We start from the raw sequence: 24,753 nt of genomic DNA, 5'->3' as shown, positions 1-24,753 counted from the left end.
GGCGCAGGGGCGATGATGCGAGGTTGCGGGTCATCCAGTGGCCACCACGCCGCCGTCGACAACAAGCGCCTGCCCGGTCATCCCGAAACTCATGTTTGATGCCAGAAACAGCGCCGGACCCACCATATCTTGCGGCATCAGAACCTGTTTGATGGCTTGACGCTCCATGTGCGCTGCCACGGCGTCTTCGGTCGCCCAAAGGGTCTTTTGCCGCTCTGTCATCACCCAACCGGGGATCAGGGCGTTGATGCGGATGTTATCTGGACCAAACTCACGGGCGAGGCTACGGGTCATACCGGTGATGCCCGCCTTGGCCGCCACATAGACCGGATAGCCTGCATTGCCCATCATATAGGAAATGGACGACAGATTGATGATCGCGCCGCCGCCGATGCTGCGCATATCGGCAACAGCGGCCTGACAGGCAAAAAACTGTGCCTTGAGATTGATGGATTGGGACCAGTCCCAAAACTCTTCGGAGACCTCTTCGGTGCTGTGACGCTGGTCGTTGGCGGCGTTGTTGATCAACACCGAAAGCGGCCCTTGCACCTCGCGGGTCTGCGCAAAGCTGCGTTTGAGGGCGGGCACATCTGTCAGATCGCAGTTGATGAAATGCGGGCGGGTTCCGGTTTGTTGCTCTGCTTGATCACAAAAGGCGCTGCCGTCTTGGTTCTGGACAATTGTCACCTTGGCCCCCGCCGATAAAAAGCCAAGGGTCAAGGCCGCGCCGATGCCGCTGCCGCCGCCGGTGATCAAGACGGATTTTCCGGCCAGAGACGCGGCCGGATCGCATACTGGGCCGGTGCCGGTTACCATTCCGCGATACTTCCGTCTTCGTGCCGCCAAATCGGATTGCGCCAGCGATGGCCCACCTTGGCACGGTCTTTGACGTAATCCTCGTCGATCTCGACACCCAATCCGGGGCCATCGGGGATTTTGACAAAACCGTCCTCATAGGCAAACACATCCTTGTTCACCAGATAATCGAGGATATCGTTGGACTTGTTGTAATGGATGCCCAGCGATTGTTCCTGAATAAAGGCGTTGTGCGACACCGCATCAATTTGCAGACAGGCAGCCAGCGCGACAGGCCCCAAGGGGCAATGCGGGGCCAATGCCACGTCGAATGCCTCCGCCATGGAGGCGATCTTGCGGCATTCTGTGATGCCGCCCGCATGGGACAGATCCGGCTGGATGATATCCACATAGCCGTCTTGCAGGATCTTCTTGAAATCCCAGCGAGAATAAAGCCGTTCCCCCACCGCGATGGGCGTCGAGACATGATTGACGATCTCGCGCAGGGCCTCGCTGTTTTCTGACAGGATCGGCTCTTCCAGAAACATCGGGCGGAATTGTTCCAGCTCTTTAGCCAGCACTTTGGCCATCGGTTTCTGGACCCGCCCGTGAAAGTCGATGCCGATGCCCAGATCATAGCCAACCGCATCGCGGATTGTGCCGATGGTGGCCACCGCCGCGTCGATCTTGGCGTTTGAATCGATGATCTGCATCTCTTCGCAGCCGTTCAGTTTGATTGCCTGAAAGCCCCGCGCCATCACATCCCGCGCGTTTTGGGCCACATCCGCAGGGCGATCCCCTCCGATCCATGAATAGATCTTGATCTTGTCGCGGCATTTGCCACCCAACAGCGCATGCACCGGCAGGCCAGCGGCCTTGCCCTTGATGTCCCACAGCGCCTGATCAATACCCGCAATGGCCGACATGTGAATGCCGCCGCCCCGATAGAACCCGCCGCGATAAAGGACGTTCCAATGGTCCTCGATCATCAAGGGGTCTTTGCCAATCAGGTAATCGGCCAGCTCGTTCACCATCGCCTCGACCGCCAATGCGCGACCTTCGAGCACAGGTTCACCCCAGCCGGAGATCCCCTCATCCGTTTCGATCTTGAGCAGGCACCAGCGCGGCGGGACAATATAGGTGGTCAGTTTGGTAATCTTCATCGGAACGCTCCGTCGTGGGTCAACTGGTTAAGCTCAGGTCGTGCCGCGCCGCCGGGCCAAGCCGCCGCCGCTTCGGGATTGCAAAATCACAACGATCAAAAGGAAGCCGCCACGGATGACCGACTGCCAATAGGCCGACAGGGAAATCACCCCAAGGCCGTTTTCAAAATTCAGGATGTTGAAGATCAGCCCAAGCAGCACTGCGCCTGCCAGCGTTGCCGGGATCGAGCCGACCCCGCCCGTCAGCAAAGTGCCGCCCACCACAACGGATGCAATCGCAGAAAGCTCCCAGCCAAGCCCTTCGAGCGGCTGGCCCGCACCAAAGCCGGAGGCAAGGATCACACCCGCAAGCCCGGCGCAGGCGCCCGAAATGATATAGGTGATCGCAAGGGTCTGGTTGACTGGCACCCCCATCAATTTTGCTGCTTCGGGGTTACCGCCGATGGTCAGGATGCGGCGACCCAAGGTGGTCCGCTCCAGCATGATCCAAAGGGCGAGAAACACCACCGCCGCCAGGATCACCGCCCATGGGATAAGCCCAAAGGCACGGGTCAGGCCGAACTTGGTAAAATTCGAAGTCCAATCCACTGAGACCGATTTGTTGTCCGCCAGCACCAGCGCCATGCCGCGCGCACCCAGCATCATTGCAAGGGTCGCGATGAACGGCACAATCCGCATCTTGGTGATCAGAAACGCATTGATTGCCCCTGCTGCAATCCCGGTCAAAAGCGCGGCAGGCAGCGCCACTTCGATGCCATAGGGGCTGGCGTAGGCCGCCACCACCGATGACAGCGCCACCACCGATCCAACCGACAGATCAATGCCCCCCGTCATGATCACTAGGGCCATTCCCAGTGCGATCAGGATGAACATGGAATTGTAGCCAAAGAACGTCTGCACATTGTACAGGCCCATAAAGTTGTCATAGCGCAGGGTCGCAAAGATCACGACCAGAACCACTGCGATCCAGACACCCTCGGTGCGCAGATCACGAGACCGGTTGAACATACCAAACATCAAAGTCACTCCGACCGGTTGAATTGAAAATAGACGGCAAGGATGATGATGACGGCCTTCGCAATCAGCGCCACCGCGTCATGCACCCCATTGGCCAGCAAGGTATATTTCACCAGCTGAATGATCGCGGCGCCAATCAATGCGCCGATGATCGGGGCCTTGCCGCCCATCAGGTTGGACCCGCCCACCACCGCCGCTGCGATTGCGTCCAGTTCCATCAACTGCCCGGTCTGGTTGGCGTCAGAGGCCGAATTGATCGCAGAGACCACCATGCCCGCAAATCCGGCCAAAACGCCGCAGATCGCATAGGTGGCAAGGCGCACACGGTTCACCGAAATGCCGGAAAGACGCGCCGCTTTGGCGTTGCCCCCTACCGCCAGCAGATAGCGCCCATAGGCCGTGCGCCGCACGACCCAGCTCAGGATCAGGGCAAAGGCAACCGCCATCAGAGCCTGAAACGGAATGCCCAGCACCCGTCCCGATCCAATGAATTCAAATGCCGGATTGTCGAAAACCTGCAAGTTGCCGTTGGTCAGAACCTGCGCCAGCCCCCGCGCTGCAATGAACAAAACCAAGGTCGCCACAATCGGCTGAATGGCGAATTGATTGATCAGCCAGCCATTGAACATCCCGCAGAGCAATCCGGCCAGCAGTGCCACCGCGATGGACAGCACCAGCGCCAACCCCGGACTGGCCATGCCAAATTCGGACAGGAACACAAAAGGTGCCAATGCCCCGGACAGGGCCATCACCGCCCCCACCGACAGGTCAATGCCCGCCGACGCGATGACCAAGGTCATGCCGATGGCCACAATCGCGATGGTCGCCACCTGGGTGAGATTTACATAAAGGGTCTGCACCTGAAGAAAATTCGGTGTGATGATCATGTTGATCAAAATTAGCGCGATCAAAGCCAGAAACGTGCCATTGTCGCGGGCCAATTGGCCAAAGTTCATTTTGCCCGAAGCGGAAGAGCCGGTCATGTCAGTTGCCTTTGTCATCGTCATAATGCTGCGCCTTCTGCCTCACCGGCCACGGCGGCAAGCAGGCTGTCTTCGTTCAGATCACCGCCAGTCAGGGTGGCAATCGTCTTGCCTTCTTGCAAAACCACAACGCGGTTTGCGCCTTCGACCAGCTCCTCAAACTCAGATGAGATCATCAAAACTGACAGCCCCGCCGCCGACAGCCCTTCGATCAAGGTCTGAATTTCGCGCTTTGCGCCCACATCAATGCCGCGCGTCGGCTCATCCAGGATCAACAAGTCCGGCTGGGTCGCCATCCAGCGGGCCAGCAGTACCTTTTGCTGGTTGCCGCCCGACAGCTCACGAATGGGCTGGTCCATGCCGGCACATTTGACGCTGAGTTTGTCAATGAAATCCGCCACCATCTCGCGCTCGGCCATGCGCGGGATCACGCCGCGTTTGGCCAATCGGGGGTTCATCGCAAGGGTGAGGTTCTCGCGGATCGACAGGCCGGGAATGATCCCTTCGGCTTTGCGGTCTTCGGTGCAATAGCCGATGCCAGCATTGATGGCCTCAGCCGGTTCGCGGAAAAAGGATCTGTGCTCCTTGAACGCCATATTGCCGCCCGCAGGGTGGTCGGCGCCAAAGATCATCGCAACGGTTTCCGTGCGCCCTGCCCCGAGCAATCCGGCCAGACCGACAACCTCGCCCTGATGCACGATCAATGAGGCGTCTTTGACGTTGGTTCCGTTCGACAGATTTTGCAACTCCAGCACGACGGTCTTGCTGCCTGCGTGGGTTTTGCCGAATCCAGTGGCACCACTTTCGGCAATCTGGTTGGCATCGCGGCCGATCATCTCGGACACCAGACCCAGTTTGGTGACATCCGACATCTCATGTGTGGCGATCATGCCGCCGTTGCGCATCACGGTGACGCGGTCGCAGACCTCAAACAGTTCTTCAAGGTGGTGCGAGACATACATGACAGCAACGCCCTGCGCGGACAGATCACGGATCACCCGAAACAGTACTTGTTTTTCCTGACTGTCCAGTGATGAGGTCGGCTCGTCCATGATCACCAGCCGCGCATCAAAGGACACGGCGCGGGCGATGGCGATCAGCTGTTGCACCGCGATGTTGCAATGATGCAAAGGCTGGCGCACGTCGAGGTTCAGCCCGAAACGCTGCAACACCTCTTCGGCGCGGCGATGCGCCTTGGGCCAGTCGATCATGCCAAATTTCTTGGGCTCCTGCCCCAGTACGATGTTCTCCGTGACAGAGCGGTAGTGCACCAGATTGACCTCTTGAAAGATCGTGCTGATGCCGCCCAACTGCGCCTCATGAGGGGATGAAAAACGCACCGGCTGCCCGTCCAGTTCAATCTCGCCCGCGTCCTTGCGATAGGCGCCGTTGAGGATCTTGATCATCGTGGATTTGCCGGCGCCGTTCTGCCCAATGAGCGCGTGGACCTCGCCGGGGCGGATCGTCAGCGCCGCGTCTGTGAGCGCCGGTACATCGCCAAAGGACTTGCGGATTGCGGTCATCTTCAGGACCGGAGTATCGACCATCTTTTCCCCCAAAATTCAGTCGGACCCCGCACCAAAGGCGCAGGGTCCGTTTTGCCATTTGCCTAGCTTAGTATGCTTCGCCGATGTGGTCAGCCGCGTTGTCCTTGGTGAACACGCGGTCTTCAACCTTGACCCATGTCGGGACATCTTCGCCCGCTGCATAGGCTTTCATCGTGTCGCAGGCGACCGGACCAAAGAACGGCGCGGATTCCACGGATACGCCCAACTTGCCATCAATGATCGCTTGCAGCGCATCGCGGGTGCCGTCGATGGACACCAGCGTCACGTCTTCGCCGGGTTTGCGGCCCGCGGCCTCAAGCGCCTGAATGGCACCAATCGCCATTTCGTCGTTGTGGGCATAAACCACGGTGACGTCCGGATGCGATTGCAGCAGTGTTTCCATCACCTGACGGCCTTTGTCGCGGGCAAAATCACCCGATTGGCTGGCCACAATTGTCATGCCGGACTGGCCTGCAACAGCGTCATCAAAGCCCTTTTTGCGGTCATTGGCCGGGGACGATCCGGTGGTGCCTTCCAATTCAACGATCACTTCAGTGCCGTCGGAATTGGCGATCAGCCATTCCGCTGCGCGGCGGCCCTGCTCGATAAAGTCGGAGCCCATGAAGGTCACATAATCAACGCCCGCTTTGGCTACGTTCGGATCAACCGAACGGTCCACGAGGAACACCGGAATGCCCGCCCCCTTGGCGCGCAGCACCGCTGGCAACAAGGGCTGCTCTTCGCGCGGCGGCAGGAAAATTGCATCGACGCCCTGTGCGATCATCGAATCAACATCGGCGACCTGTTTGGCCGCTGAACCGGCCGCATCCGTATAAACCAGATTCCAGTTGCAGCTGGCTGCGGTATCCTGAAAGCTTTTGGTCTGGGCAATGCGCCAGGGGTTGTTGCTTTCTGTTTGTGCAAAACCAACAGTGTATTGGTCTTTTTGCTCAAGCGGCGGCAGCCCCTGAGCGGTTGCAGCGGTTGTCACCAATACGGCGGCGAGCGTTGCGAGTGATGTTTTCAGTTTCATAAGTTCCTCCCTAATGTTTGCCGTACGACAACATTACTATTATCTATTAGCTTTAAACTAATATTATTTAGTAATCGACTTGATGAACCACCTTTTGAGGTCTAGGTTTAGGAAATATAGCCGGTCAGGAGAGGCTGATGCCCAAGACAAGCCACCGCGAAAAAAGAGTTACCATGAGCGACGTTGCCCGGGCGGTTGGCTGTTCCCAGTCAACGGTTTCCATTGTTCTCAATGGCAACCAAAGCATCTCGATCTCGCCCGACACCCGCGAAAAGGTCATCGAGGCGGCCCGCAACATGGGCTACAAAATCCGGCAGGCCGAATTGCTGAACACCGCAATCACGCGGGCGCCGGAACTGCGCCGGGTGGGGTTCTTGATCGATTCTCTTTCCACCAGTCCCGAAGGGATCATGGCGATCCGCGGCGTTCAGAACGCCTTGCAGGACACTGGCGCGGTGCTGGTGATCTATGAGGTAGGCAACGACCCCAAGAAGGCCCCCGCCATCATTGATGCCATGGTGCAGGACGGGGTCGAGGCCTTTATCTATGCCTGTATCTTTACCCGGGACATCACCGTGCCCGATGCGCTTCGGTCACTGGACCGGCCCTATGTCTTGCTCAATTGCACGGATAAGACCGCAGAAGCTCCGTCGATCGTACCAAGCGAGATCGCTGGCGGGCAAAGCGCCACCAACGCCCTGATCGCGGCAGGACACCAACGGATTGGCACCATCATGGGCGAAGATTTCATGAGCGCGGCGCAAGATCGGCTCAAGGGCTACAGACGCGCCTTGGCCACGGCGGATATCCCGTTTGATCCCGCGCTGGTGCAGCCCGGTGATTGGTCGGCCAGCGCGGGCTACAGCGGAACCAAAGCTTTGATGGAGGCCGATAACCCGCCGACCGCAATTTTCTGCCAGAATGACCGAATGGCGATTGGCTGTTACGAATATCTCAAGGAACGCGGTCTGCGTATCCCCGAAGATGTATCCGTGATCGGTTATGACGACGAAGAGATCTCGCGCCATCTGACGCCGATGCTGACCACGGTCAACCTGCCCCATCGCGAGATGGGCGAATGGGCGGTCGAGCGGTTGATCGGGACGGACGATCATGGGCACGGACCAACGGCAGAAAAACTGGAGTGCGAACTGGTGCCGCGCGATTCGATTGCGGCGCGGTCGGGATAAGCCAAGGCCTGCTGTTCTGGTTATCGCAACTTCGATTGCCCGAGATACACCCCACCCTTTGGTAGACTGCAAAGCAGGCCGTCCATCCACCAGGAACTAAAGGCGTGACTTTTGGGCCGGGGTGCGATGAACTTCAAAGGCGAAAGCAGAAAACCTTTGAGGAGGAATGCAAGCGTGATTGATTTTCAAACATTGCTGCTGTTCAGCGCGGCCAGCCTTGCCCTTGCTGTGACGCCCGGACCTGACATGATCTTGGTTGCCGCGAGAAGCGCCGCACAAGGACGCACTGCCGGGTTGGTGACCCAATTTGGCGTCTCCGCCGGATCTGCCTTCCACGCCATTATTCTGGCGCTTGGATTGTCGCAGCTGTTTCTGGCCATACCCTACGCTTACGATCTGGTCAGATATCTGGGCGCGGCCTACCTTATTTTCCTCGCATGGCAAGCGTTTGCGGCCCGCGGCGGCTCTGCACCGCAGTCCCCTTCCAATCACCGGATGTCGCTGTTGGTGATTTTCCGGCAAGGATTTCTGTCGAACGTTCTAAACCCAAAAGTAGCGCTGTTTTACCTTGCTCTGTTTCCGCAATTCCTCGCCCCCGAAAGAGGCGCGATTGCGGTTCAAATTCTGGTGCTGGCTTGCGTCTTTTTGATCATCGACTTTGCAGTTCACGGGGTGGTCATATGGCTTGCTGGCGGGATGAAATCATTTGCTGCAAGGGGGCGACGGTATTCAAATTTGCCACGATATTTCTTGGGGATGGTCTTTGGCGGGCTTGCTGCACGCCTTATCTTTGACGGCCAACGCTGAGGCAAACGGGTGGTGCGCGCCAGCCTATGCTGCGCTGGCCAACTATGGATCTGAGACATCGGTTTTTGCTGGTTGAGGAGTTCCGCTTGGCCGATTGAAATGCTGCGGCATCTTCCTTCGGAGGTGCTTGCGCTGCGGGAAAACGGACAATTCTAGAACCAGATGCTCTCATCGCTCCTGCGGAGCAACTGTCGCCCAGCACACCACTTCAAAGGGGCTGGTCCATTTGCAGTGCAAAGGAACTTTGGTGCGGCTGAGAAGACTCGAACTTCCACGGGTGTTACCCCACAGCGACCTCAACGCTGCGCGTCTACCATTCCGCCACAGCCGCACGCCGTGGTAGGTGGGCACCGTTTAGACAAAGATGCAGGGCTTGTGAAGAGGCAATCGGCAACAAAATGCCCCGCTGCCAACGGGCAACGGGGCTTTGATTTTTCGAAGGTCGGCTTTGGCCTATTCGCTGATCGAAAAGGTCGGCAAACCGGAGCTTGAGGCAGGCTGAACCTGTGGCAATGTGCTGGCCGGGGCGCCTGCCATCCGCATGGAGGCTTGGCGCAGCAGTTCGGTGCGCTCGGGCTGGCCGGGGACAAACACCGCGGCGGCGCCTGTATCGGCGGCAGTCAGCGCCGCCTGATACCAGCTTTGCGCCATGTCGATGCGTTTGGCCGGACCGAACCCTTGGCTGAGGTGGTGGCCCATCAATTCGCCATAGACCCCCTCGCCCATAGTATAGAGCAACAGCGCCGATCCAATGGCGACATCCATATTATCGGTGCGATATCCAACGCCAAGACAGATCCGCGCGGTGCCTGCCAGCTGCGCCGGGGACATGCCGGTGGTCAGCACAAAGGACGACACATCCGCCACAACTGCATCGCGCGACTTGAGCGAGAGCGAGGCGACCTTGTCTTGCATGGCGGGGCCAAAGCCCGCGCATTGCTGGGCAATCTGATCAGGGGTGAACCCCTGGATCTGGCTGACCAGTTCCTCGGATTTGGCGATGGCATAGGTCCGTGCCAAACAAAATTGTTCGTTCAGGGTGACGTTCGGGTCCGTCATCGTCGCCAATGTGGTAAAGCCACCGTTGGTGTTGGTGATCAAGGACACCGTGTTGCAATGCGAGGCCAGCGAGGCCTGCGTACCTGCGCCCATGAAGTTGGGCAAACCGGACGCCGGAGGTGCCACAGCATTGGCTAAACCAGCAACCCCGGACAAGGGCGCAGCGGCGGTGACAACCTGCTGGGTTTGCGGCACCTGCTGCGGCGCAACCACAATGGTGGTGGACGGCGCGGTGGCTGGTGCCGCCTGCCCGGCCATCTCGGCGCGGTAGGTTTTCAACAATCCGCGCGTGCCGTCCGGCGTGGCAGCGACCTGTTGCTGCACGACATAACCGCCCGCTTGCGCACGGTTGTAGCTCGAGATCAGCAAATTCTGTTCAAAAGCCGACATCTGGCCCGTGACAGGATAGCCCAGATAGGCCTGATACTGCGACACGGCGTTGCGGGTCTTGCGGCCCAATTGGCCGTCCACTGTCCCCGCATCAAAGCCGAAATAGTTCAACGACGCCTGTATACTTTTACCCTCTTGGGTCGATGGCAATTTGGAGCGGGATGACTTCTTGCGGTAGGTTCTGGTCGAGCGCCGCTGCTTTTTCGCGTTCGCCCCCACGATCCCGCCAATGATCGCACCGGCGATGAAATCCCCTGCATCTGCTTCCACACGTTCCGCCGGAAGCAGGGCCAATGATGCCGCGAACACGGCACCTGTCATGACTTTAATGTACATTTTCCGCTCCAAAAATTGAATCACTCTATTGGCAACAAGGCTACCACAGGTTGCTTGGGGGCCAAGCTAAAGTTGATCACAAATCGCGCTTTTGCCCTTGAAACACAGCATTTTCGTGCCAATCTTCACCGCTTACCCCCCAAATGTGAGGCTCCCATGTCAGACCAAACACCCAAGCCCGACGCACCGGCCCTTCAAATTGATATTGTCTCTGACGTGATGTGTCCGTGGTGCATTGTTGGTTTCAAACAGCTTGAGCAGGCGCTGGGAATGACCGGTGTGGGCGCCTACATTCGGTGGCATCCGTTCGAATTGAACCCGGCGATGCCGCCCGAGGGGCAGAACCTGACTGAACATATCGCTGAGAAATACGGCGCCTCGGCAGAGCAATCCGCGCAGAACCGTAAACATCTGATCGATCTGGGACAGTCGCTTGGCTTTGCCTTCAATTTTGGACCGGACAGCCGGATCGTAAACACCTTTGCCGCGCATCAACTGTTGGAATGGGCGCAGGAACACGGGTTGCAACATCCACTGAAGATGGCGCTGTTTGCGGCGCATTTTCAGGATGGCAAGGATGTCTCGACGCAGGAGGTTCTGCTGGACACGGCGCAGTCGGTCGGCCTTGACCGCGATGCCGCCGCAGAGGTGCTGGAAAGCGGCAGCCATGCAGAGGAAACCCGCGCACGACAGCAATTCTGGACTTCGCGGGGGATTTCGGGCGTGCCTTCGATGGTGTTTGCGGGGAAGTATCTGCTGACCGGGGCGCAAGGCGCAGAAAATTATGCGCAAATGCTGATGAAAGTGGTGCAAGAGACCGATGAGGCCGCCTGACGGAGAGATCAGACGCGTGGTCACAGCCACTGATCGCGCCGTGACGTCATAAGAATGTCCAAAAGCTTTGGCATTTGGTTCAGATGGCACCGCCCCCGCGCATCAACTTAAATATCTCACCGACCCAGCCCTCCGGCTGGGCAGCGCGGTTCGGGCTTGCCGGGCTCTTTTTGGCAATTGCGGTTGGGCTATACGGCGTTTTGTTGAGTGTTGATTACCGCTGGTCGGTGGTTCTGGATGTTCAGCAGGTCGCGGGCAAAGATATGTCTGATCGTGTCGTTCTGTTTGAAGCCGATGGCCGGACTCGGCTGGTGCGTACCGCAGACCGGCTGGTGCAGGTTCGCAAGGGCGGCTTGGTCTGTATCTCCAAACGCAGAATGATAGCGCGGCGTTGGGTCCGCTATGGTGTTGCCTTGCCCGGCTATTGTCGATCCCTGCCCTTTCCTGCGCAGGATCAGACCGTCCTGAACCGCGATTGATCCCTTTCCCCGCCTCCAATGACAGGCTAGACCGTGCCCATGGTAGAATGGATCACAACAGACGGCTTGACCGATTACCGCGAGGCCGAAGCCTGGATGGAGGCCCGCGCCAATGCAATCGCGGCGGGCGAGGCTGAGGAATGTATCTGGCTGGTAGAACATCCGCCGCTTTATACCGCTGGCACCTCTGCCAAGATCGAAGACCTGACAGATCCGGACCGCTTTGCCGTTTATGAGACAAAACGCGGCGGGCAGTACACCTATCATGGACCGGGACAGCGGGTGGCTTATGTGATGTTGAACGTGGCCGCACGTGGGCGCGACGTGCGCTGTTTTGTGCGGCAGCTTGAGGCTTGGGTGATTGCCACGCTGGATCAGTTCAACCTGCGCGGCGAAATCCGCGATGGCCGGGTCGGGGTCTGGGTACAGCGCCCCGAAAAGCCGCCACAGCCCGATGGCACACCCGCCGAAGACAAGATTGCGGCAATTGGCATTCGCCTGCGCAAATGGGTCAGCTTTCATGGCATCAGTATCAATGTGGAACCGGATCTGGAGCATTTCACCGGCATCGTCCCCTGCGGCATCACCCAGCACGGGGTGACTTCGCTGGTTGATATGGGGTTGCCGGTCACCATGGATGATGTCGATGTCGCGCTGCGGGCAACCTTTGATCAGGTGTTTGATGCGCAACCGGATGGGGCTTGCACATTGCCAAGCTAACCTGCGGTCAGACCTGAGCCAAACGCCCCCCTGAAAATTGCCCGCCTATCCGCCCTTTTTACCCTTGTCAGTGTCAAGAATTTTGTAGCAATAGGCGCAATTGATCTAACCCCCCATTTCGGCAATCGGCAGATTTCCCATCCCCCTTCCCCATGTCGCGCAGGACCACTCAAGTGCCAGAACAAGACCCCCGATCCGAAATCATCCGCCACGTTGTCTTTTTCAGCGCCAAGAACCCCGATGACATTGACCGCATCGTTGATGGGCTATCGAAACTGGCTGAGATCCCGTCAGTCAAACATTTTGAAGTGTCGCGCAATCGGAACGAAGACCGGTTTGGCAACGAGGTTGACGTCATCGTCTATGCCGAATTCGAAGACGACGCGGCGTTGACCGCCTACCGCGCCCACCAGATCTACCAAGATTGCATCGATATCGTGCGCCCGCTTCGCGATCTGCGCATTGCGGCTGATTTTTAGGTGACGCAAGACAAGCTGACGGCATCGGTCTTGTTTGACCGGGGGCCGCTTGGGTCAGGTTCTCTTTTTCGAGATCCCGAAGACATCATCGAGGCTTGGTATCCCGATGAGGTTGGCCCGGCATTGCAAGCGATGGAAGCGGCGCAGCAAGCCGGAAAATGGCTCGCAGGCAGCGCGTCCTACGAATTGGGCTATGCGCTGACCCCGGATATTTTTCGGGATCACCACACATCCGCCGACGAACCGCTATTGCGCTTTGGTGTGTTTGATCAGGTCGTGGCTCCGACTGAGGTGCCCGCAGATAACGCTGCCCGGCTTGGCACATTCACGCCAGAGTGGTGCTTTGAGACCTACAAAGAAGCCTTTGATACCGTTCATGATTTCCTAAAGTCCGGTGACATCTACCAAGCCAACCTGACCTTCCCTATCACCGCCACATATGAAGGGTGCCTCCGGCGGCTTTATGAAAGACTCAGGCAAAAGCAATCTGTTCCCTACGGCGCCTTTGTCGATCTGGGCGCAACAAAACTATTGTGCCGCTCGCCGGAACTGTTCTTTTCCCTGTCTGCGGACGGGCAACTGCGGGCGCGGCCGATGAAGGGCACCATCAAACGCAGCGCGGACCGCACTGAGGATGCCGCTCTCAGGGCGCAACTGGCTGGCTCTGAAAAAGATCAGGCCGAAAATCTGATGATCACCGACCTGCTGCGCAATGATTTTGCCCGGATTGCCCAGATCGGCAGCGTACAGGTGCCATCGCTTTTTGAAATCGAAAGCTACGCCACTGTGCATCAGATGATTTCCGAGGTCACGGCGACCATCAAGCCAGACTGCGGGCTTTCCGACATTCTGCTGGCCCTGTTTCCCTGTGGGTCCATCACCGGTGCGCCCAAGATCCGTGCGATGCAAATTCTGGCGCGTTTGGAGACCGCACCGCGCGATGCCTATTGCGGCATGATCGGCTGGATCGCGCCGGACGGGGCGATGGAGTTCAACGTGGCGATCCGCACCTTGATCTGCGGGCCGACTGGTCAGGCGCGACTGAACGTGGGCGGCGGGGTGGTCTATGACAGCAGTGCCCAAAGCGAATATGACGAGGCCTTGCTCAAATCCGCCTTTGCGCAACTTTAGGCTTTCGCACTTTTAGACCCATTGGCGCATGCCCCTTTGGCCCGATTGAGGGGCGTCATCGCGGGCAGCGTAGGGCGGGGAATCATTGGGATGGCTTTGCCCACCCGCGGCAGGCCTCTGCGCCGCTCATCCCCGGCCCTTTTGGGACATTCGGATGCTTTCCCCCAAGATCAGGGCAAATCGGCCCGCTTTCCACCGGACTTAACAAAAATAACCTGCTCCTGCGGCAAACCCGCCCATTGCCCCTCAGCGAAAGCCGCACTAGAACAAACGGGACTGCGCACCGCGTCAGCCAACAGGCGTGGTGTATCAAAAATCTTTATCTAGGAGGCACCGCATGGCAGACGCAGCCATTCACGGCCAAGACCACCATGACGATCGCGGGTTCTTTACCCGCTGGTTCATGTCAACAAACCACAAAGACATCGGTATTTTGTACCTGATCGTATCAGCCCTCGTCGGGTTTATTTCGGTCGCGTTCACCGTTTACATGCGGCTTGAACTGATGGATCCGGGTGTCCAGTACATGTGTATGGAAGGCGCGCGTTTCTTTGCCGATGCATCGGCAGATTGTACGCCAAACGGCCACCTTTGGAACGTTTTGATCACGGGCCACGGCATCCTAATGATGTTCTTCGTGGTAATTCCGGCGCTCTTTGGCGGCTTTGGCAACTACTTTATGCCGCTGCAAATCGGCGCACCTGACATGGCGTTCCCGCGGATGAACAACCTGTCGTTCTGGCTTTATGTGGCTGGTACAACATTGGCTGTTTGCTCGGTTCTGTCGCCCGGCGGCAATGGCCAGCTGGGGTCCGGTGTGGGCTGGGTTCTCTATCCACCGCTGTCCGTCAAAGAAGGCGGCATGTCGATGGATCTGGCGATCTTTGCGGTACACGTCTCGGGTGCCTCGTCCATTCTGGGTGCGATCAACATGATCACCACCTTCCTGAACATGCGTGCCCCCGGTATGACCCTGTTCAAGGTGCCGCTCTTTAGCTGGTCGATCTTTGTCACAAGCTGGTTGATCCTGCTGTCCCTGCCAGTTCTGGCGGGCGCGATCACCATGTTGCTGATGGACCGTAACTTTGGCTTTGCCTTCTTTGATCCAGCAGGCGGCGGTGATCCGGTTCTCTACCAGCACATCTTGTGGTTCTTTGGCCACCCGGAAGTGTACATCATCATCCTGCCCGGCTTTGGTATCATCAGCCACGTGATTGCGACGTTCTCTCGGAAGCCGATCTTTGGCTATCTGCCGATGGTCTGGGCGATCATCGCGATTGGTGCATTGGGCTTTGTCGTATGGGCGCACCACATGTACACCGTGGGCATGACCCTCAACCAGCAGGCCTATTTCATGCTGGCCACGATGGTGATTGCGGTGCCGACAGGGGTTAAAGTCTTCTCTTGGATTGCCACCATGTGGGGCGGTTCGGTTGAGATGAAAACTCCGATGCTTTGGGCGTTCGGTTTCCTGTTCCTGTTCACCGTTGGTGGCGTGACCGGTATCGTTCTGTCTCAGGCTGCTGTGGACCGCTATTACCACGACACATACTACGTTGTGGCGCACTTCCACTATGTGATGAGCCTTGGTGCGGTGTTCGCGATCTTTGCGGGGGTTTACTTCTACTTCCCCAAGATGACCGGCCGTATGTATCCTGAATGGGCAGGCAAGCTGCACTTCTGGATGATGTTTATCGGGGCCAACCTGACCTTCTTCCCACAGCACTTCTTGGGCCGTCAGGGCATGCCGCGCCGCTACATCGACTATCCTGAGGCATTTGCCTATTGGAACCAGTGGTCCAGCTGGGGCGCGTTCCTGAGCTTTGCCTCCTTCATCTTCTTCTTTGGGATCATGGCCTATGCCCTGCGCCGCGGCGCGATCAGCACAGCCAACAACCCATGGAACGAATATGCCGACACGCTTGAGTGGACTTTGCCAAGCCCACCACCAGAGCATACCTTTGAAATCCTGCCCAAACAGGAAGACTGGGACAAACAACCCGGCCACTAAGGTGACGGTTTAAAAACATCAAAGGCTCCAACGGCGGTTGGGGCCTTTTTCTTTGGGGAGATTGGGGCATGGGCGCTCCATCGCTGCGGGTGCGGTTGGCATTGATCGGGCTCTTGAGTTTTTCTTGCCAAATGAAGCAGGGGGCAGCGCGACGCAGGGTCAGGCTTGGCCACTTGGCAAAACGGGTTAGGGTTGCCGCAAAGGAGCCCGATCATGACCCTGACCATCACGCCGATTTATGCCGCCCTTATTGTTTTGCTGTTTCTTGGTCTCAGTTGGCGGGTGATCCTGTACCGGCGGGCAAACCGGTTGTCGCTGGGTGACACCGGCGACAAGAACCTGCTCAAGCGGATGCGGGCGCAGGCCAATTGCGCCGAATATGCGCCGCTGGCCCTGTTGCTGATGGTGATGAGCGAGTTGATGGGCAGCCCTGCCGTGGCGCTGCATCTGATGGGGCTCACCCTGTTGGCGGGGCGCGTTTTGCATGCGCTTGGCTTTGCCGCCACACCGCAAAAGATCGTGTTGCGCCAGCTTGGGATGCTCTTGACCCTGCTGATGATGGCGGTGACCGCCTTGGGCCTGTTGGCCCATGCGGTGATCTAGGTCGGGAACCAGCGGTTCAGGGCACGCCAGCCCAGTGCGCCCAAGACAGCCGCGCCCAAGGTGCCGACCCAGAATGGCGCGGTCAGGGCCAGATCGCGGCCAAGCGGCGCTTCGGCCAGCCGCACGATCATCCCGGACAGCAGCAATCCGACGGGCATCATCCCCCACGCCAGCAAGCGATAGAGGCTGTTGACCCGCCCCAGCATCGCATCTGGGATCGCTCGTTGGCGGTAGGACACCGAGACCGTGTTCCAAACAAGGCCGGTAAAGCTGAACAGCATCAGCACAATCCCGAGGGCCACCGGGCCGGGTGCAAGGGCCATTCCGGCAAAGGCGGGCGCAGAAAGTGCCAGCATCCATTGCGCGGTGCGTTTGCCGCCCAGCCGGCGGATGATCGGATCGCCGCACCAGCCGCCAAAGATGCCGCCCACCGCCCCTGCGGCAAGGATCAAGCCATAGGTTTGCGCCCCGATGTTCAGGTTTTCCTGCGCATGCAGGATCAGCCCGATCGCGACCATCTCGTATAGCAAGTTCCAAAAGCCTGTGATCCACGCCAGCGCCAGCAACAGTGGATTGCCGCGCAAGAACTGCACGGCCTGCATCAATTCGCGGCGCCAGTGGCGGTCGGTTTGCGCTTGCGGGCGGAAATTACCAGCCATCTGCCAGATCAGCACCACCGCAATGACATAGGCCAGCGCGTTAAGGGCAAAGGGCAAGGGCACGGCTATCGCGATCAGCGTCGCCCCCACCGCCGGACCGAGCAGCGCATTGCCGACCAGTTCGACACTCCACAACCGGCCATTGGCCTTTTCCAAAGCCTCATGCGGTACAATCGCCGGCAGCATCGTTTGGGCGGCATTGTCGCGGAACACCTCCGCGATACCCACAACCATCGCCGCCAACAAGACCATACCAAACACCGCAGGATAAGATGTGCCGGTCTGCGGCGCATCCACCAGCGGCGTGACCGACCACAGCACCAGCGCCACAACCACAAAGGCCAGCCCGCGCAGCACATCCATCCACAGGATCAGTTTGCGGCGGTCCACCCTATCGGTGATGATCCCTGCCGGAATGGCGCAGACAAACCACGGCAACCGCAAGGCCACAGGCACCAACGCGATCATCAAAGGATCACGGGTCAACAGCGAGGCCAGCCAAGCCCAGGCCACCGTGGCAATCCCATCGGCAAGGTTGGTCACGCCGCTGGCAGTGATGAAACGGATAAGCAGTGACTTTTGCATGGGCGCCCCTTTTGGCGCAGGCCACGATGGATACCGGCAAAGGTCAAGCGCCGATCGCTTTCGCGGCAACAACAGGGCGCAAGTGTTTCGAAAGAACCGCAGCGGCCTGTCCTTTTGCGCCCACCTCCGGCAGACAATCCAGAAAACCGATGTGAACAGCCCCCTCCAACACGGCCAAAACAAACAAAAACCGGATCAGTTAAAAAAAGTGCAGTTTGGCTGTTTTTCCCTCTTGCGGCCCCCAGCGCAGATGGGTATTCCCCCCATATCCGAAGGATGCGGGCGTAGCTCAGGGGTAGAGCATAACCTTGCCAAGGTTAGGGTCGGGCGTTCGAATCGCCTCGCCCGCTCCATTCGGATCCTGTCACCCAACAGGACATCAAGAGGCCGCCTTCGGGCGGCCTTTTTGGTTTTTAAATTCGGTTTAAACGATCTTGCAAATCGGCAACATTTTGCACAGCCGCCATATATCATATCGAAAAATACCAAATGTGCGGGCAATGTGGGCATCAGCGTCATAATTTCGCCGATTTCTCAGGGTTAATGGATGGCAAAGATGACATTCCACTTGCCAGAAGGCGCGGGAAAAAATCGGAGAGGTACGCAATGAGACTCTTGGCTGTTGATGATGATCCACTGATCCTTGATCTTTTGCCGCTTGTGTTCAAACAAGCCGACTTGCCGGACATTACCCTTGCCAGCAATGGCCCTGCCGCACTGAGCCATCTGGCCGATCCGGATGTCGAATATGATTGCCTTTTGCTGGATGTCGAGATGCCTGAGATGGACGGCATCACCCTGTGCGAGCGTATCCGCGCCCTGCCGCGCTATCGCAATACGCCAATTCTGATGCTGACCTCGGTCACTGATCACAAACGCATCGAAAGCGCCTTTGCCGCCGGAGCCAACGACTACATCACCAAACCTTTTGACGTCAAAGAGATGGTCACACGGGTGCGGGTTGCACGCCGGATGACAGAAACCACGGACCTTGTGCCGCGTCTTGATCCGCTAGATCAGATCGTGGCAGAACCGGGCCACCATGCCTTTGATCTGGCTGATCCGGTGCGTATCTCACATCTCAACCAGTTGATTTTGCCCTTTTCTCTGGGCAATTACCTGTCGCAGCTGTCGCGCCGCCGGTTGGATGCCTGCACCATCTTTGCAACCAAAGTCGAAGACATCGACGGGCTGTTTGCCCGGTGCCAGACCCATGAATTTGCCATCGCGCTGACCGAGGTGGTCGATGCCATTTCGGAAGTGGTGGATTGCCCGCATATGTTGATGACCTATCAGGGGGACGGCGTGTTCCTGTCGATCATGCAGGGCAGCGAGCCACCGCAATGGCCCGAAATCGAAGATCAGGTGCATGCGGTTCTCGATCAGGGGGCGGCACTTTTTGATGACGGCACCTCAATGGGGCTGAGCGTGTCGATCGGCAATCCGATCACCCCGAACGCCAGCCGCAACCAGCGGGTGAAAAAGACCTTTGACCGTGCGATCGGCCGCGCCATGATGCGTGAAAAGAGCAAGGCAAAGCTTGGCCGCGCCTCTGCTGCGGCGCGCAAGGCCACCACTCCGGGCGTGCATTTGGTCTGATCCTAGTTGATCGGGAATTGCGCCAGACAGCGTGCGGCGTTGCGCCGGTAATCATCCAATGTATCGGGAAAACTGCGCCGGTCGCGGACAATCTCTAGCGCGGCTTTCTTTTGCCGCCACGTGCCGCTGACGTGCCGTTCAAGGATCAGCACAGTCACCCCCAACATCACCTCTTTTTCCTGATCTCCGATCAAGTCCGCCCCGGCGAGGGTCACCGCCGTCAAAGCCAGCATATTGGCACAGCGCAGCGCTGCGGCCTCCTCCCCCTCATAGGTGCGCGCGGCAGCGGCAGGATGCGCTGACAGACTGGCCGCCAAAACCGCAGCCGCCGCCAGAGGCCACCGCAGGGTCAAAAGACCTTGAATGTCATCGTGGTGAGCGAGCGTTCAATCCCATCAATATCCAGCAAACGATCATTGATATAGACGCCGACATCCTCGCCTTTAGGGATATAGAGTTTCATCAGCAAATCATAATCACCCGAGGTGGAGTACAGCTCTGAGTGGATTTCGCGCAGGGCAATTTCTTCGGCCACACGGTAGGTCGAACCGGGGCGGCAACGGATCTGGATAAAGACGCAAGTGCTCATAACAGCCTCATTCTGGTTTGGCCCAGACTCTCACATGCCCCAATGCGCCGCAATCCCTGATCGTAGGCGCCATTGCCCTTGGCCTGCCCGCCTGCGCTGGTATAAGGACGCGAAACCGCAGGAGACCCCCATGCGCACAGCGACTTTGACCCGCACCACCGCAGAAACCGATGTCACTGTTGAGATCAATCTCGACGGCACCGGCGCTTATGACAACCAGACCGGTGTTGGCTTTTTTGATCACATGCTTGACCAATTGGCCCGGCATTCGCTGATTGATATGAAAATCCGCGCCAAGGGAGATTTGCACATTGACGACCACCACACGGTTGAGGATGTGGGCATCACCTTGGGTCAGGCATTGGCCAAGGCATTGGGCGACAAACGCGGCATCCGCCGCTATGGCGCCTGTTTGCTGCCGATGGATGACGCCCAAATCCGCACAGCGCTGGATCTGTCGGCGCGGCCGTTTTTGATCTGGAACGTGGACGTTCCCACCGCCAAGATCGGGACTTTCGACACCGAGCTGGTGCGCGAGTTTTTTCAGGCGTTCGGCACACAGGGCGGCATCACGCTGCACGTCGATATGCTGCACGGGATCAACAGCCACCACATCGTTGAGGCGGCGTTCAAATCCGTGGCACGGGCGCTGCGCGAGGCGGTCGAGGTTGATCCCCGCAAATCGGGGGATATTCCTTCGACCAAAGGCGCCCTCTGAGGAAAAGCTGCATGCTGACCGCGATAATTGACTACGAATCCGGCAATCTGCATTCGGCGCACAAGGCGTTTGAGCGGATGGCCGATGAAGTTGGCGCAGGCGACGTGATCGTCACCGCCGATGCTGATGTTGTGGCAAAAGCCGACCGTCTTGTGCTGCCCGGAGACGGCGCGTTTCCGGCCTGCATGGCCGCGCTCAAAGGCTCTGGCGGGCTATATGATGCGATGGTCGAAGCGGTCGAAGTGAAAGGCCGCCCCTTTCTTGGCATCTGTGTCGGGATGCAGCTGATGGCCACATTGGGCCGCGAATATTCTGACACGTCCGGCCTGGACTGGATTGGCGGGGAAGTGACCAAAATCACCCCTGCGGACCCAAGCCTGAAAGTGCCGCACATGGGTTGGAACGACCTGGTGATCGACCACCCACATGCGGTATTTGATGGTGTCTCAACCGGCGATCACGCCTATTTTGTGCATTCATATCATATGGTTGTGCAAGACGAGGCACAGCGGCTTGCACATGTCGACTACGCCGGTGATGTGACCGCGATCATCGGACGCGGCACCATGTTGGGCATGCAGTTTCACCCCGAAAAAAGCCAGGCCACTGGCCTGCGCCTGATTGCCAATTTTCTGAACTGGAAGCCCTAACGCAGGCGTTTCCAGACCAGATCCTGACAACCATCATCCCCGCAGGTCCGCAGATGCAGTTTGCCTGAACGCGCCTCAATCCGGGTTTCGGACAACCAGTTGCCCTGGCTGTCCACCATTTTCCCCAGAAAGCTGCCATCTGGCTGCGGCTTCAGATCCCAGAGCACTTTTTGCCCCACCATGGTTGAAGGCGTGTCATAGCCTCGCCTGTCCTTGACCCGCTCCACCCGTCCGCACATCGACCGTCCGCAAGGCTTGGTCCGCACATTCAGCACAATGCCGCGCCGATCCGGCTCGGACTTCCACAGTCCCAGCGGCACCTCCACCTGCGCACTTTGCGCCAGCGCGGCGCTGCCTAGGACAGCGGCGCATGCACTGGCAGCGATCACTCTGAAGACGGTCATGGCCGGGTCTCCCACCAAAAAGAAAAGGCGCAGTAAGGATTACCCTTCTGCGCCTCAACTTTCAATGTCTTGCCGAAGTTAGTTCAGGCGTTGCCATGTCTGTTTTGAACAGATCAAACCACCCGCAACGCAACCCGACAGCTTCAACGTGTTGCCCGAGACCGCCATCTTGCCGATATAGATCTTGTCCTTGGAGGGCCGCCAAACCTTGCCTTTGTACTTGCCGCCGCCTTCGGCTTTCATATCAATAACAAGGGTTTTGCCCAGGTTTTTGGATTTGTATTCGCCGCTGTCATTGAACGTGCGGGCGATCTTGCCGCAAACCGCGCCGCCGCAAGGCGCCATCTTTACGTGGGCATAGGCTCCGTCATCGACCTGTGTTTTCCAAGTTCCAACCGCAGGATCAGCCAAGGCGCCCCCGGCCAGACCAAGTGCAAACAGCGCCGCTGTGATCATCGTTTTCATGTCATTCCTCCCCATTTTCTGGGGCCAGTCTGTGCGATCCTCCCCCTTTCAGGCAAGGCTGACCTTGGGTCGCGTTGCAAATCGCCCCGCAACATGCATAACCGGACCCAACTTCAGATCATAAGGACAGACCATGATCCTCTATCCCGCAATTGACCTCAAAGACGGCCAGGCTGTGCGCCTCGTACATGGTGACATGGATCGCTCGACCGTGTTCAACGACGATCCCGCCGCGCAGGCCCGCAGCTTTGTCGAGGCCGGTTGTGAATGGTTGCATCTGGTTGATCTCAATGGTGCTTTTGCCGGAACGCCGGTCAACGCGGCGCCAGTCGAGGCCATCCTCAAGGCATGCAAGGTGCCGGCGCAGCTGGGCGGCGGTATCCGCGATATGGCCACCATCGAAGGTTGGCTAGACAAGGGACTGGCGCGGGTGATCCTTGGCACGGTTGCCGTCGAAAACCCCGATCTCGTGCGCGAGGCTGCAAAAGCCTTTCCGGGGCAGGTTGCGGTCGGTATTGATGCCCGCGGTGGCCGCGTGGCCACCAAAGGCTGGGCCACAGAAACCGATGTGATGGTCACCGATCTTGCCAAATCCTTTGAGGACGCGGGCGTTGCGGCCATTATCTACACAGACATCATGCGCGATGGCGCAATGGGCGGCCCCAACATCGAGGCCACCGCCGATCTGGCCCGCGCGGTGTCGATCCCGGTGATCGCCTCCGGCGGCGTGTCCTCGCTGGATGACCTCATCGCCCTCAAACAAACCGGCGTGATCGAAGGGGCCATCTCGGGCCGCGCTCTTTATGACGGCGCGATAGATCTCAAGGCAGCGCTCTCGGCCCTTGCCCCCTAACTTCATTTGGCCAAAAAACCTCTGCGGGGGGTCCGGGGGGCGCAAAGCCCCCCGGCGCTTGCCCCAAAGACAACAGCGGATTAAACCACACCCATGCTCAAAACCCGCATCATCCCTTGCCTTGACGTTGCTGATGGCCGCGTCGTCAAAGGCGTGAACTTTGTCGGCCTGCGCGATGCGGGCGATCCGGTAGATGCCGCCATCGCCTATGACGCCGCTGGCGCGGACGAGCTGTGTTTTCTCGATATTCACGCGACCCATGAAAACCGCGGCACGATGTTTGATCTGGTGCGCCGCACGGCGGAGCATTGCTATATCCCCCTGACAGTGGGCGGCGGGGTGCGCAGCTCTGCCGATGTGCGGGCGCTTTTGTTGGCGGGTGCGGATAAGGTCAGCTTCAACTCCGCTGCCGTGGCCAACCCTGATGTGATCGCCGAGGCCGCCAACCAATTTGGCAGCCAATGCATCGTCTGCGCGATTGACGCCAAAACAGTCTCGCCCGGCAAATGGGAAATCTTTACTCATGGCGGCCGCAAGCCCACGGGCATAGACGCGGTCGAATTTGCCCGCACCGTGACCGCCAAGGGCGCGGGTGAGATCCTGCTGACCTCGATGGATCGGGACGGCACCAAACAGGGCTTTAACCTGCCCCTGACCCGCGCCATTTCGGATGCGGTCCATGTGCCGGTGATCGCCTCCGGCGGTGTTGGCACTTTGGATCATCTGGTGGACGGCGTAACCAAAGGTGGTGCCTCAGCTGTGCTGGCCGCCTCGATCTTTCACTTTGGCGAATATACCATAGCCGAAGCCAAGGCGCATATGGCCGCCGCAGGCATCCCGATGAGGCTGACATGACCCTGGATGATCTTTACGCCACGATCCTCGCCCGCAAGGACGCGGACCCCTCCAGCAGCTGGACCGCACAGCTTTTAGCCAAAGGCCCGGAGAAATGTGCCGAGAAGTTCGGCGAAGAGGCCGTGGAGGCCATCATCGAAGCCGTCAAAGGCGACCGCGACGCCCTCACGGGTGAAGCGGCAGATGTGCTTTATCATTTGCTGGTGATGCTGGCCGCACGGGATGTGCCGTTGTCTGATGTGCTGGATACGCTTGCCACACGGCAAAGCCAGTCTGGCATCGCTGAGAAAGCTTCGCGCGCGCCCTAAAGCTTGCTGGAAATCACGCCCGTGGCAAAGCCGCCCTGCCGCAGCTCTCCGAACAGGCGTTGATATTCGATCTTGGGACAACGGTTCTGCACCACATCGACACCGCTCGCTTCGGCTTTGGCCGCAGCTTCCGCGTGTTCGACACCGATCTGCATCCAGATGGTTTGTAGGTTTGGGAATGCCTCAAGGGCCTCGTCCACAATCTCAGGCACAGCTTCGGAGCGGCGGAAAATATCCACCATATCAACGCCGCCTTCGATTTCGCCAAGGCTGCCAACCACAGTCTGACCAAAAAGCACCTCACCGGCATGGCGCGGGTTGACCGGGATCACCTGATACCCGCGCAGCCCAAGGTACCGCGCCACATAATAGCTGGGGCGCACGGGGTTCATCGAAACCCCAACCACAGCAATGCGTTTGGTGCGGGTCAGGATGGTTTTCAGCCAGGCATCGGAATAGGTCATGCCTCACCCTACCCCCTTGCATCAAAA

Annotated in this window: 28 protein-coding genes and 2 tRNA genes; 16 read left to right on the top strand and 14 right to left on the bottom strand. The window is 58.5% G+C overall.

All coding sequences use genetic code 11. The annotated features are described in order from the left end of the window. Window positions 1-30: 30 nt before the first annotated feature. From C8N31_RS15595 to C8N31_RS15570, 6 genes are all read right to left on the bottom strand, one after another. On the bottom strand, window positions 31-816 hold the full coding sequence (locus tag C8N31_RS15595; protein ID WP_025048655.1) for an SDR family NAD(P)-dependent oxidoreductase: 786 nt from the start codon (window positions 814-816) through the stop codon (window positions 31-33). Then, window positions 810-1,958, bottom strand: a complete 1,149-nt coding sequence (dgoD, locus tag C8N31_RS15590; RefSeq protein ID WP_025048654.1) for a galactonate dehydratase — start codon at window positions 1,956-1,958, stop codon at window positions 810-812. Before dgoD ends, C8N31_RS15595 begins: the two co-directional genes overlap by 7 nt. A gap of 33 nt (window positions 1,959-1,991) precedes the next feature. Beyond that, on the bottom strand, window positions 1,992-2,966 hold the full coding sequence (locus tag C8N31_RS15585) for an ABC transporter permease (RefSeq protein WP_231476829.1): 975 nt from the start codon (window positions 2,964-2,966) through the stop codon (window positions 1,992-1,994). A 14-nt stretch (window positions 2,967-2,980) separates the two neighbouring features. Then, window positions 2,981-3,982 (bottom strand): ABC transporter permease, encoded by a 1,002-nt coding sequence (locus C8N31_RS15580; RefSeq protein WP_025048652.1) that lies wholly within the window; start codon window positions 3,980-3,982, stop codon window positions 2,981-2,983. After that, window positions 3,979-5,505, bottom strand: coding sequence for a sugar ABC transporter ATP-binding protein (locus C8N31_RS15575; RefSeq protein WP_025048651.1), 1,527 nt, complete (start codon window positions 5,503-5,505; stop codon window positions 3,979-3,981). The genes C8N31_RS15580 and C8N31_RS15575 overlap by 4 nt, the downstream gene beginning before the upstream one ends. Window positions 5,506-5,572: 67 nt before the next feature. Continuing rightward, window positions 5,573-6,538 carry an ABC transporter substrate-binding protein gene (locus tag C8N31_RS15570; protein ID WP_025048650.1) on the bottom strand — a complete coding sequence of 322 codons (966 nt, stop codon included), beginning with the start codon at window positions 6,536-6,538 and terminating at the stop codon, window positions 5,573-5,575. A gap of 173 nt (window positions 6,539-6,711) precedes the next feature. Here C8N31_RS15570 and C8N31_RS15565 point away from each other — a divergent pair, with 173 nt between their 5' ends. Both C8N31_RS15565 and C8N31_RS15560 read left to right on the top strand, forming a co-directional pair. Further along, window positions 6,712-7,728, top strand: a complete 1,017-nt coding sequence (locus C8N31_RS15565) for a LacI family DNA-binding transcriptional regulator (RefSeq protein ID WP_025048649.1) — start codon at window positions 6,712-6,714, stop codon at window positions 7,726-7,728. 174 nt (window positions 7,729-7,902) lie between these two features. After that, window positions 7,903-8,535, top strand: coding sequence for a LysE family translocator (locus tag C8N31_RS15560; RefSeq protein WP_025048648.1), 633 nt, complete (start codon window positions 7,903-7,905; stop codon window positions 8,533-8,535). Between the two features lie 245 nt (window positions 8,536-8,780). Here the strand turns inward: C8N31_RS15560 and C8N31_RS15555 are convergent. Further along, a tRNA-Leu gene (locus C8N31_RS15555) sits at window positions 8,781-8,866 on the bottom strand. A gap of 122 nt (window positions 8,867-8,988) precedes the next feature. Continuing rightward, complete coding sequence (locus tag C8N31_RS15550; RefSeq protein WP_025048647.1) at window positions 8,989-10,320, bottom strand: peptidoglycan-binding domain-containing protein; 1,332 nt, start codon at window positions 10,318-10,320, stop codon at window positions 8,989-8,991. A gap of 156 nt (window positions 10,321-10,476) precedes the next feature. Here C8N31_RS15550 and C8N31_RS15545 point away from each other — a divergent pair, with 156 nt between their 5' ends. The 7 genes from C8N31_RS15545 (at window position 10,477) to C8N31_RS15515 (ending at window position 16,577) form a co-directional block, all read left to right on the top strand. After that, a complete protein-coding gene (locus C8N31_RS15545; RefSeq protein WP_025048646.1) occupies window positions 10,477-11,154 on the top strand; it encodes a DsbA family oxidoreductase in 678 nt (225 codons plus the stop codon). A gap of 83 nt (window positions 11,155-11,237) precedes the next feature. Further along, a complete protein-coding gene (locus tag C8N31_RS15540) occupies window positions 11,238-11,633 on the top strand; it encodes a hypothetical protein (protein WP_025048645.1) in 396 nt (131 codons plus the stop codon). Window positions 11,634-11,672: 39 nt separating this feature from the next. Next, complete coding sequence (gene lipB / locus C8N31_RS15535; protein ID WP_025048644.1) at window positions 11,673-12,353, top strand: lipoyl(octanoyl) transferase LipB; 681 nt, start codon at window positions 11,673-11,675, stop codon at window positions 12,351-12,353. 200 nt (window positions 12,354-12,553) lie between these two features. Next, a complete protein-coding gene (locus tag C8N31_RS15530) occupies window positions 12,554-12,832 on the top strand; it encodes a Dabb family protein (protein ID WP_025048643.1) in 279 nt (92 codons plus the stop codon). After that, complete coding sequence (locus C8N31_RS15525) at window positions 12,833-13,963, top strand: aminodeoxychorismate synthase component I (protein WP_025048642.1); 1,131 nt, start codon at window positions 12,833-12,835, stop codon at window positions 13,961-13,963. It begins immediately after the preceding gene. A 337-nt stretch (window positions 13,964-14,300) separates the two neighbouring features. Continuing rightward, a complete protein-coding gene (ctaD, locus tag C8N31_RS15520) occupies window positions 14,301-15,974 on the top strand; it encodes a cytochrome c oxidase subunit I (RefSeq protein ID WP_025048641.1) in 1,674 nt (557 codons plus the stop codon). A 213-nt stretch (window positions 15,975-16,187) separates the two neighbouring features. Continuing rightward, complete coding sequence (locus C8N31_RS15515) at window positions 16,188-16,577, top strand: MAPEG family protein (RefSeq protein WP_025048640.1); 390 nt, start codon at window positions 16,188-16,190, stop codon at window positions 16,575-16,577. On the opposite strand, the gene C8N31_RS15510 is transcribed toward C8N31_RS15515, so the two are convergent. Continuing rightward, window positions 16,574-17,821 carry an MFS transporter gene (locus tag C8N31_RS15510; protein WP_025048639.1) on the bottom strand — a complete coding sequence of 416 codons (1,248 nt, stop codon included), beginning with the start codon at window positions 17,819-17,821 and terminating at the stop codon, window positions 16,574-16,576. The two genes, C8N31_RS15515 and C8N31_RS15510, sit on opposite strands and share 4 nt — an antisense overlap. Window positions 17,822-18,099: 278 nt before the next feature. Between C8N31_RS15510 and C8N31_RS15505 the strand changes: the two genes are divergently transcribed. Together C8N31_RS15505 and C8N31_RS15500 are read left to right on the top strand one after the other, a co-directional pair. Beyond that, a tRNA-Gly gene (locus C8N31_RS15505) sits at window positions 18,100-18,174 on the top strand. Between the two features lie 253 nt (window positions 18,175-18,427). Next, window positions 18,428-19,420 (top strand): response regulator, encoded by a 993-nt coding sequence (locus C8N31_RS15500; RefSeq protein WP_025048638.1) that lies wholly within the window; start codon window positions 18,428-18,430, stop codon window positions 19,418-19,420. Between the two features lie 2 nt (window positions 19,421-19,422). Here C8N31_RS15500 and C8N31_RS15495 read toward each other — a convergent pair whose 3' ends face one another. Beyond that, entirely contained in the window at window positions 19,423-19,773 is a 351-nt protein-coding gene (locus C8N31_RS15495; protein WP_025048637.1) for a hypothetical protein, read from the bottom strand. After that, window positions 19,770-20,009: an Lrp/AsnC ligand binding domain-containing protein gene (locus tag C8N31_RS15490; protein WP_025048636.1), complete on the bottom strand. Its 240-nt coding sequence runs from the start codon at window positions 20,007-20,009 to the stop codon at window positions 19,770-19,772. Before C8N31_RS15490 ends, C8N31_RS15495 begins: the two co-directional genes overlap by 4 nt. A gap of 130 nt (window positions 20,010-20,139) precedes the next feature. On the opposite strand from C8N31_RS15490, the gene hisB reads away from it, so the two are divergent. Both hisB and hisH read left to right on the top strand, forming a co-directional pair. Beyond that, on the top strand, window positions 20,140-20,727 hold the full coding sequence (gene hisB / locus C8N31_RS15485; RefSeq protein ID WP_025048635.1) for an imidazoleglycerol-phosphate dehydratase HisB: 588 nt from the start codon (window positions 20,140-20,142) through the stop codon (window positions 20,725-20,727). 11 nt (window positions 20,728-20,738) lie between these two features. Next, window positions 20,739-21,377, top strand: coding sequence for an imidazole glycerol phosphate synthase subunit HisH (gene hisH, locus C8N31_RS15480; protein ID WP_025048634.1), 639 nt, complete (start codon window positions 20,739-20,741; stop codon window positions 21,375-21,377). Here hisH and C8N31_RS15475 read toward each other — a convergent pair. Beyond that, on the bottom strand, window positions 21,374-21,781 hold the full coding sequence (locus C8N31_RS15475; RefSeq protein WP_025048633.1) for a DUF2147 domain-containing protein: 408 nt from the start codon (window positions 21,779-21,781) through the stop codon (window positions 21,374-21,376). The genes hisH and C8N31_RS15475 overlap by 4 nt on opposite strands. A 78-nt stretch (window positions 21,782-21,859) precedes the next feature. Then, window positions 21,860-22,246 (bottom strand): DUF2147 domain-containing protein, encoded by a 387-nt coding sequence (locus tag C8N31_RS15470; protein WP_025048632.1) that lies wholly within the window; start codon window positions 22,244-22,246, stop codon window positions 21,860-21,862. Between the two features lie 133 nt (window positions 22,247-22,379). On the opposite strand from C8N31_RS15470, the gene hisA reads away from it, so the two are divergent. The 3 genes from hisA to C8N31_RS15455 all read left to right on the top strand — a co-directional run bounded on the left by hisA (window position 22,380) and on the right by C8N31_RS15455 (window position 24,262). Beyond that, window positions 22,380-23,099 (top strand): 1-(5-phosphoribosyl)-5-[(5-phosphoribosylamino)methylideneamino]imidazole-4-carboxamide isomerase, encoded by a 720-nt coding sequence (hisA, locus tag C8N31_RS15465; protein WP_025048631.1) that lies wholly within the window; start codon window positions 22,380-22,382, stop codon window positions 23,097-23,099. Between the two features lie 93 nt (window positions 23,100-23,192). Further along, entirely contained in the window at window positions 23,193-23,954 is a 762-nt protein-coding gene (gene hisF / locus C8N31_RS15460) for an imidazole glycerol phosphate synthase subunit HisF (RefSeq protein ID WP_025048630.1), read from the top strand. Beyond that, entirely contained in the window at window positions 23,951-24,262 is a 312-nt protein-coding gene (locus C8N31_RS15455) for a phosphoribosyl-ATP diphosphatase (protein ID WP_025048629.1), read from the top strand. Before hisF ends, C8N31_RS15455 begins: the two co-directional genes overlap by 4 nt. Here C8N31_RS15455 and C8N31_RS15450 read toward each other — a convergent pair. Further along, the gene (locus C8N31_RS15450; RefSeq protein ID WP_025048628.1) at window positions 24,259-24,726 is read right to left on the bottom strand and encodes a CoA-binding protein; all 468 of its coding nucleotides are present in this window, start codon (window positions 24,724-24,726) and stop codon (window positions 24,259-24,261) included. The genes C8N31_RS15455 and C8N31_RS15450 overlap by 4 nt on opposite strands. Window positions 24,727-24,753: the final 27 nt, after the last annotated feature.

It is taken from the genome of Sulfitobacter mediterraneus (genome assembly GCF_003054325.1).
Taxonomy (GTDB): domain Bacteria; phylum Pseudomonadota; class Alphaproteobacteria; order Rhodobacterales; family Rhodobacteraceae; genus Sulfitobacter; species Sulfitobacter mediterraneus.
This window is presented reverse-complemented; position numbering and strand designations above follow the sequence as displayed.